This is a genomic window from Pseudonocardia pini, assembly GCF_013870575.1.
Taxonomy (GTDB): domain Bacteria; phylum Actinomycetota; class Actinomycetes; order Mycobacteriales; family Pseudonocardiaceae; genus Pseudonocardia; species Pseudonocardia pini.
In genome coordinates, this window is record NZ_JACBXB010000252.1 from 1 (window position 1) to 7,017 (window position 7,017).

The window sequence follows — 7,017 nt, forward strand, 5'->3', positions numbered from 1 at the left end:
GCTCGCCCCACCTCCCCCGAACCGCCCCGACCGGGGCTCGACCCGACCGTCCCCGCCGTTACCGCGGCCGGGCGTCGACACCAGCTGAGGCGGCCGCTCTTCGGAGGGGTGGGCGGCCGTCTCGAGCTATCGGGTGAGGTAGCGGACCACGGCGAGGACACGGCGGTGGTCGTCCGCGTCGGCGGCGAGGCCGAGGGTGTCGTAGATCCCCGAGGTGTGGGCCACGACGGACTTCTCGGAGATGCCCAGCAGCCGGGAGATCGCCGCGTTGCTGCGGCCCTGCGCGATGAGCGCGAGCACCTCCCGCCTGCGCGGGCTGAGCTGTTCGACGGCGTCGTCGCGGCGGGTCAGCATGGCCGTCACGACCTCGGGATCCAGGGCGATCCCGCCCTCGGCGACGCGCCGGAGGTCCCGGCAGAAGTTGCCGGCGTCGGCGATCCGCTGCTTGAGCAGGTACCCGACCGCCGTGGCGTCGTCGCCGAGCAGCTCGGCCGCGTACTGGCCGTTGAGGTGCTGCGACAGCACCACGACCGCGGTCCCGGGTCGGGCGGCGCGGATGCGCTGGGCGGCGCGGAGCCCGTCGTCGGTCCGGGTGGGCGGCATCCGGAGGTCGGTGAGGACCAGGTCCGGTGCGGTCCGGGCGCTGGCGGCGACGACCTCGTCGGCGTCGGCCGCCGCGGCGACGACCTCGAACCCCTCGCGCTCCAGCACCAGCTGCAGACCCTCGCGCAGCAGGGTCTCGTCCTCGCCGATCACGACCCGCACGGGATCTCCACGGTGAGCCGGGTCCCGTGGCCGGGCGGGCTGTCGAGCCGGACGGAGCCCTCCAGCGCGGTCACGCGGTCGATCGTCCCCTGCAGACCGGCGCCGGTCGGCGCGGCCCCGCCGACGCCGTCGTCCGCGATGTGCAGGCGGAGCCGCCCGACGTGCCGGTCGAGGGTGATCCCCAGCCGCTCGGCGGAGGCGTGCTTGACGGTGTTGGTGAGCGCTTCGGCGACGACGAGGTAGGCGGTGCTCTCGACCGACTCCGGGACCCGCTCGCTCGCCTCGGTGCCCAGGTCGATCGCCAGGTCGACGGGCAGCGGGCTGCGGGAGGCGAGGTCGCGGACCGCGGCGCCGAGCCCCCGCTCCAGCAGCAGCGCGGGCATCACGCCCTGCACGATCCGGCTGGTGACGCTGTGGGTGCCCCCGGCAGGATTCGAACCTGCGCCACCGCCTCCGGAGGGCGGTGCTCTATCCCCTGAGCTACGGGGGCCTCGCGGCCCTGCCACGGTCTCCCGTGGCTGCGAGGAGAACCCTACAACACGCTGCGCCTAGTTCATCGGGAGGGGCTGGGCGCCGCGCTGGGCCAGCATGTCCGTCATCAGCTGGGACTCCGAGCCCTGCGCGGCCAGCATCTGGGCCGCCAGGTTCCGGACGTCCGGCACCGAGGCGGTGTCCGCCGCGGCGGACAGCATGTCCGTGCCGCCCTGGTGGTGGCGCAGCATGAGCTGGAGGAAGAGTACGTCCAGCGTGGACCCCTGGGCCGCGCGCAGGGCGGCCAGCTCCTCCGTCGAGGCCATCCCGGGCATCCGGTTCGCGCCCGCCGCGCCCGTCATGGCACCCATCGAGTGCCCCTCGCCCTGCATCCAGGTCATGTACGGCCTGCCGACGGGGAACGGCGAGGCGTTCCACAGCGCGAGCCAGCCCTGCATGCGGCCGATCTGGGTGTTCTGGGTCGACTCGATGTCGAAGGCCAGCGTGCGGATGTCCTGGTCCGTGGTGTGGTCCCGCGCCCAGGCGGCCATCTCGACCGCCTGCTGGTGGTGCACGGTCATGTCCTGGGCGAACTCGACGTCGACCGAGTCCGTGGCGGGGGTGGACGTGGCGGCGGGGGAGTCCCGCATGCCCAGCAGGAGCCCCCCGGCTCCGCCGAGGAGCAGGAGGGCGACCACGGCCCCGATCACCACGAGTGGGCGCACCCACCGCGGCTCGTCGCGGGCCGGGGCCGCCTCCGGATCGGTGTCGGTGATGGTCACTGACCCGCCGTGCTGCCCGCCGGGGCGCCCGCGCCACGCTCGGCGACGACCGCCGTGCCGTCGATCTGGTCGACGGAGGGGGCCGGGACGAAGGGCGGCGGCGAGGACTGGCTGAAGCCGTTGGGCGCGCACGTCGCGCCGATCTCCGGGTAGGTGTACCGGTTGAGCTTCAGCGCGGTGATGAACTGGTCGATCCGCGGGTCGTTCGCGTCGCTCAGCTTGAGCTGGTGGTTCCACGACTGCAGCGAGATCGGCTGGTCGAGGCCCGGGTACGGCGACAGCGTCAGGTAGGTCTCGTTCTCGACCTTGCCGCGCAGCGTCTCGAGCGCCGCGCCGGCGACCTGGTCGGGGTTGTACGCGATCCAGACCGCGCCGTGCTCGAGCGCGTGGACCATGTGCTCGGAGCGCACCGCCTGCTCGTAGACGACGCCGGAGCACGCGGCCCAGACGTAGTCGTGGTCCCCGCCCATGGGCGGCGAGTGGGTGTACGCGACCCGCGTCGGCGACTGGACGTGCCCCTGGCCGCTGCCGGTGTAGTTGTCCGTGACGATGCCGGGGATCGTCAGCGACGGGTCCCGGTTGGTGTCGGTCGGCGTCCACGGCGCGAGGGCCTCCTGGGCGGCGCTGTTCTCGTTGCCGCGCAGGACCGCGTACCCGAAGATCGCCCCCGCGAACAGGACGACCACGACGATGCCCGCGATCAGGCCCCACGGGGTGGACTTCTGGGCCACCACCGAGTTGCGACCCTTGTTCCTGTTCGCCTTGCTCTGCTTGCCGCTGGCCATGGACCGTCCAGATCGTCGGGGGAACGCGACCGTCACCCGTTCGGCGGTCGCCGCGGCCCTGGAGTCTAGGAAAGCCACCTGAGAAACCCGTGAGCGGCTTCTCCTATCCTTCTACGGTGACTCCCGACGTGCTCGCCGACCTGGTCCGGACCGCCGCCCTGGCGGTGCTGGACGCCCGAGGGCTGGACCCCGCCGCCCTCCCCGCCGACACCGGCGTCGAGCGACCGCGCAACCCGGAGCACGGCGACTACGCCACGAACGTCGCGCTGCGGACCGCGAAGAAGGCCGGGGTGGCCCCGCGGGACCTCGCGGGCTGGCTCGCCGAGGAGCTCGCCAAGGCCCCCGGCATCGCGTCCGCCGAGATCGCGGGCCCCGGCTTCCTGAACCTGCGCCTGGCCGCGGACGCCCAGGGCGCCCTGGTGGGCGAGGTCCTCGCCGCGGGCGCAGGCTACGGCAACGGGGACGAGTACTCCGCCCGGAACGTCAACCTGGAGTTCGTCTCCGCCAACCCGACGGGCCCGCTGCACCTGGGCGGCACCCGCTGGGCCGCCGTCGGGGACGCGCTCGGCCGGGTGCTGTCCGCCCGCGGCGCGAAGGTCACCCGCGAGTACTACTTCAACGACGCGGGCGCGCAGATCGACCGGTTCGTGAGCTCCCTGGTCGCGGCGGCGAAGGGCGAGCCCGCCCCCGAGGACGGCTACGGCGGCGCGTACATCGCCGAGATCGCCGGGCGGGTGGTCGCGGCCGAGCCGACGGCGTTGGGCTCGCCGGAGCAGGACGAGATCTTCCGACGCGTGGGCGTCGGGTTCATGTTCTCCGAGATCAAGCAGGACCTGCACGACTTCGGGACGGACTTCGACGTCTGGTTCCACGAGAACTCGCTGCACGAGTCCGGCGCGGTCGACGGCGTCGTCGCGCAGCTGAAGGACTCCGGCGCGCTCTACGAGGCGGACGGCGCCTGGTGGCTGCGCTCGAAGGACTACGGGGACGACAAGGACCGGGTCGTCATCAAGAGCGACGGGCGCCCCGCCTACATCGCGGGCGACCTCGCCTACCTGCGGGACAAGCGGGCCCGCGGGTTCGACCTGTGCATCTACATGCTCGGCGCGGACCACCACGGCTACGTCGCCCGGCTCAAGGCCGCCGCGGCGGCGTTCGGGGACGACCCGGCCGTCGTCGAGGTGCTGATCGGGCAGCTGGTCAACCTGGTGAAGGACGGCCAGCCGGTCCGGATGAGCAAGCGGGCGGGCAACGTCGTCACGATGAACGACCTGGTCGAGACCGTGGGCGTGGACGCGGCGCGGTACTCGCTGATCCGCTCGTCGGTGGACTCGTCGCTGGACATCGACCTGGACCTGCTGGTCAAGCGCAGCAACGACAACCCGGTCTTCTACGTCCAGTACGCGCACGCCCGGCTCTCGTCGCTGGCGCGCAACGCGGCGGACGTCGGGCTCACGCCGGGCACCGGGTACGGGCTGCTGGAGCACCCCCGCGAGGGCGACCTGATCCGGACGATCGGGGAGTTCCCGGACGTGGTGCGCTCCGCCGCCGAGCTGCGCGAGCCGCACCGGGTCGCGCGCTACCTCGAGTCGCTGGCCAGCGCGTACCACAAGTTCTACGACTCCTGCCGGGTCCTGCCGATGGGGGACGAGGAGATCACCGAGCTGCACCGGGCGCGGCTGGGGCTGTGCGTCGCGGCCCGCCAGGTGTTCGGCAACGGCCTGGCCCTGCTGGGCGTCTCCGCCCCGGAGCGGATGTGAGGGCGCACCCGGCGGGCCCGCTGCACGGCGGCATCCAGGCCCCGCCCGAGACCGCGGGACCCCGTCCCACCAGCCCCGCCGAGCTGGACCACCTGGCCCCGGCGGTCTGGCCGCGCAACGCCTCGCGCGCCGCGAACGGCGTGCTCGAGGTCGCGGGCGTGCCCGTGACCGAGCTGGCGGAGCGCTTCGGCACCCCGCTGTTCGTGGTCGACGAGGAGGACTTCCGCTCCCGCGCGGCCGAGTTCGCGGCGGCGTTCGGGGCGTCGAGCGTGCACTACGCGGCCAAGGCGTTCCTCTCCGTGGAGATCGCGCGCTGGGTGGCGGAGGAGGGGCTGAGCCTCGACGTCTGCAGCGGCGGCGAGCTCGCCGTCGCGCTGCGGGCGGCGTTCCCGGCCGAGCGGATCGCGCTGCACGGCAACAACAAGTCCGTCGCGGAGCTGGCGCAGGCCGTCGAGGCCGGGGTCGGCCGCGTGGTGCTCGACTCGTTCCACGAGATCACCCGGCTCGACGCGGTCGCGGGCGAGCGCGGCGTGGTCCAGCCGGTGATGATCCGGGTCACCGTGGGCGTCGAGGCGCACACGCACGAGTTCATCGCGACCGCGCACGAGGACCAGAAGTTCGGGTTCTCGATCGCGGGCGCGGAGCGGAGCGACGCCGCCGAGGCCGCCCGCCGGGTGCTCAAGGCCCCGAACCTGCGGCTGGTCGGGCTGCACAGCCACATCGGCAGCCAGATCTTCGACACCGAGGGCTTCGAGGTGGCGGCGCACCGCGTCGTCCGGCTGCTGGCGCAGCTGCACCGCGAGCACGGGGACCTGCCTCAGCTCACGACCCTGGACCTCGGGGGTGGCGTCGGCATCGCGTACCGGCCGGACGAGGACCCGCTCAGCGTGCCCGCGCTGGCCGAGGAGCTCCGCACGATCGTCAAGAAGGAGTGCGCGGCCGAGGAGCTCGACGTGCCGGACATCGCCGTCGAGCCCGGGCGGGCCATCGCCGGGCCGGGCGGGATCACGCTCTACGAGGTGGGCACGCTCAAGGAGGTGCCCCTCGGCGTCGGGTCCCGGCGGTACGTCTCGGTGGACGGCGGGATGAGCGACAACATCCGCACCGCGCTGTACGACGCCGAGTACGACTGCAGGCTCGTGTCGCGCGCGTCGGCCGTCGACTCGCTGCCGGACGGCGACCGCCCGGTCCTGTCCCGCGTCGTCGGGAAGCACTGTGAGTCCGGGGACATCGTGGTGCGGGACTGCTGGCTGCCCGCCGACCTCGCGCCCGGTGACCTGCTCGCCGTGGCCGCCACCGGCGCGTACTGCTACTCGATGGCCAGCTCGTACAACCGGCTGCCGCGGCCCGCGGTCGTCGCCGTGCGGGAGGGCGAGGCGCGGGTGATCCTGCGCCGCGAGACCGAGGAGGACCAGTTCCGGCTGGAGGTCGCGCCGTGAGGTGCCGGGTGAGCGTGGGCACCCCGGGCTGTCCGCCCGCGTGCGGAGCAGGGATGATCCGACCGTGGTGAGTGAGTCGGTGAACAGGCCCGTCCGGGTCGCGCTGCTGGGCTGCGGCACCGTCGGGACCGAGGTCGTCCGGCTGCTGGAGGACCAGGCCGCGGACCTCGCCGCCCGCGTGGGCGCGCCCGTCGAGCTCGCGGGGATCGCGGTCCGCCGCCCGCACCGGCACCCCGGGGTGCGCCAGGAGCTGCTCACCACGGACGCGGCCGCGCTGGTCGCGCGCGAGGACGTGGACGTCGTCGTCGAGGTGGTCGGCGGCATCGAGCCCGCGCGCACGCTGCTGCTGCAGGCCATCAAGGCGGGCAAGTCGGTGGTGACCGCGAACAAGGCGCTGCTCGCCGAGGACGGGGCCACGCTGGCCGAGGCCGCCGACGCGGCGGGCGTCGACCTCTACTACGAGGCCTCCGTGGCCGGCGCGATCCCGCTGCTCCGCCCGCTGCGCGAGTCGCTGGCCGGGGACCGGATCACCCGGGTCGCCGGGATCGTCAACGGCACCACGAACTTCATCCTCTCGGCCATGGCCGCCTCCGGCGCGGGCTACGCCGACGCGCTCGCCGAGGCCACCCGGCTCGGGTACGCCGAGGCGGACCCCACCGCGGACGTCGACGGCTACGACGCCGCGTCCAAGGCCGCGATCCTCGCCACCATCGCCTTCCACACCCGCGTCACCGCGGCGGACGTGCACTGCGAGGGCATCCGCCGGGTCACCGCCGCGGACATCGCCGCCGCGGAGGGCCTGGGCTGCGCGATCAAGCTGCTCGCCATCTGCGAGCGCGTCCCCGGATCCGGGGGGGCGCCGGAGTCGGTCTCGGCCCGCGTCTACCCGGCGATGATCCCGCTGGCGCACCCGCTGGCGAGCGTCGACGAGGCCTTCAACGCCGTGTTCGTCGAGGCGGACGCCGCAGGTCAGCTCATGTTCTACGGCCAGGGGGCCGGCGGGGCACCCACCGCC

Annotated in this window: 7 protein-coding genes and 1 tRNA gene; 3 read left to right on the forward strand and 5 right to left on the reverse strand. The window is 73.8% G+C overall.

Annotation, left to right across the window (positions count from 1 at the left end):
- Positions 1–126: 126 nt before the first annotated feature.
- The 5 genes from H5J29_RS15740 to H5J29_RS15760 all read right to left on the reverse strand — a co-directional run bounded on the left by H5J29_RS15740 (position 127) and on the right by H5J29_RS15760 (position 2,803).
- A complete protein-coding gene (locus H5J29_RS15740; RefSeq protein ID WP_181781713.1) occupies positions 127–765 on the reverse strand; it encodes a response regulator transcription factor in 639 nt (212 codons plus the stop codon).
- Positions 753–1,148 carry a sensor histidine kinase gene (locus tag H5J29_RS15745; protein ID WP_181781714.1) on the reverse strand — a complete coding sequence of 132 codons (396 nt, stop codon included), beginning with the start codon at positions 1,146–1,148 and terminating at the stop codon, positions 753–755. The genes H5J29_RS15740 and H5J29_RS15745 overlap by 13 nt, the downstream gene beginning before the upstream one ends.
- 35 nt (positions 1,149–1,183) lie before the next feature.
- Positions 1,184–1,255 (reverse strand) — tRNA-Arg (locus tag H5J29_RS15750).
- A 58-nt stretch (positions 1,256–1,313) separates the two neighbouring features.
- Positions 1,314–2,018 (reverse strand): DUF305 domain-containing protein, encoded by a 705-nt coding sequence (locus tag H5J29_RS15755; RefSeq protein WP_312858254.1) that lies wholly within the window; start codon positions 2,016–2,018, stop codon positions 1,314–1,316.
- Entirely contained in the window at positions 2,015–2,803 is a 789-nt protein-coding gene (locus H5J29_RS15760; protein ID WP_181781715.1) for a thioredoxin-like domain-containing protein, read from the reverse strand. The genes H5J29_RS15755 and H5J29_RS15760 overlap by 4 nt, the downstream gene beginning before the upstream one ends.
- 116 nt (positions 2,804–2,919) lie before the next feature.
- Here H5J29_RS15760 and argS point away from each other — a divergent pair, with 116 nt between their 5' ends.
- From argS to H5J29_RS15775, 3 genes are all read left to right on the forward strand, one after another.
- Entirely contained in the window at positions 2,920–4,563 is a 1,644-nt protein-coding gene (gene argS / locus H5J29_RS15765) for an arginine--tRNA ligase (RefSeq protein ID WP_181781716.1), read from the forward strand.
- Complete coding sequence (lysA, locus tag H5J29_RS15770) at positions 4,560–6,002, forward strand: diaminopimelate decarboxylase (RefSeq protein ID WP_181781717.1); 1,443 nt, start codon at positions 4,560–4,562, stop codon at positions 6,000–6,002. Before argS ends, lysA begins: the two co-directional genes overlap by 4 nt.
- Positions 6,003–6,081: 79 nt before the next feature.
- Positions 6,082–7,017: homoserine dehydrogenase (locus H5J29_RS15775; protein ID WP_312858255.1), on the forward strand; the 936-nt coding region annotated here is incomplete at its 3' end.

Excerpts from the sequence above, each read along its gene's own strand:
- H5J29_RS15745 (WP_181781714.1), bottom strand. The coding sequence starts at position 1,148 with ATGCCCGCGCTGCTGCTGGAGCGGGGGCTCGGCGCCGCGGTCCGCGAC.
- H5J29_RS15760 (WP_181781715.1), bottom strand. The coding sequence starts at position 2,803 with ATGGCCAGCGGCAAGCAGAGCAAGGCGAACAGGAACAAGGGTCGCAAC.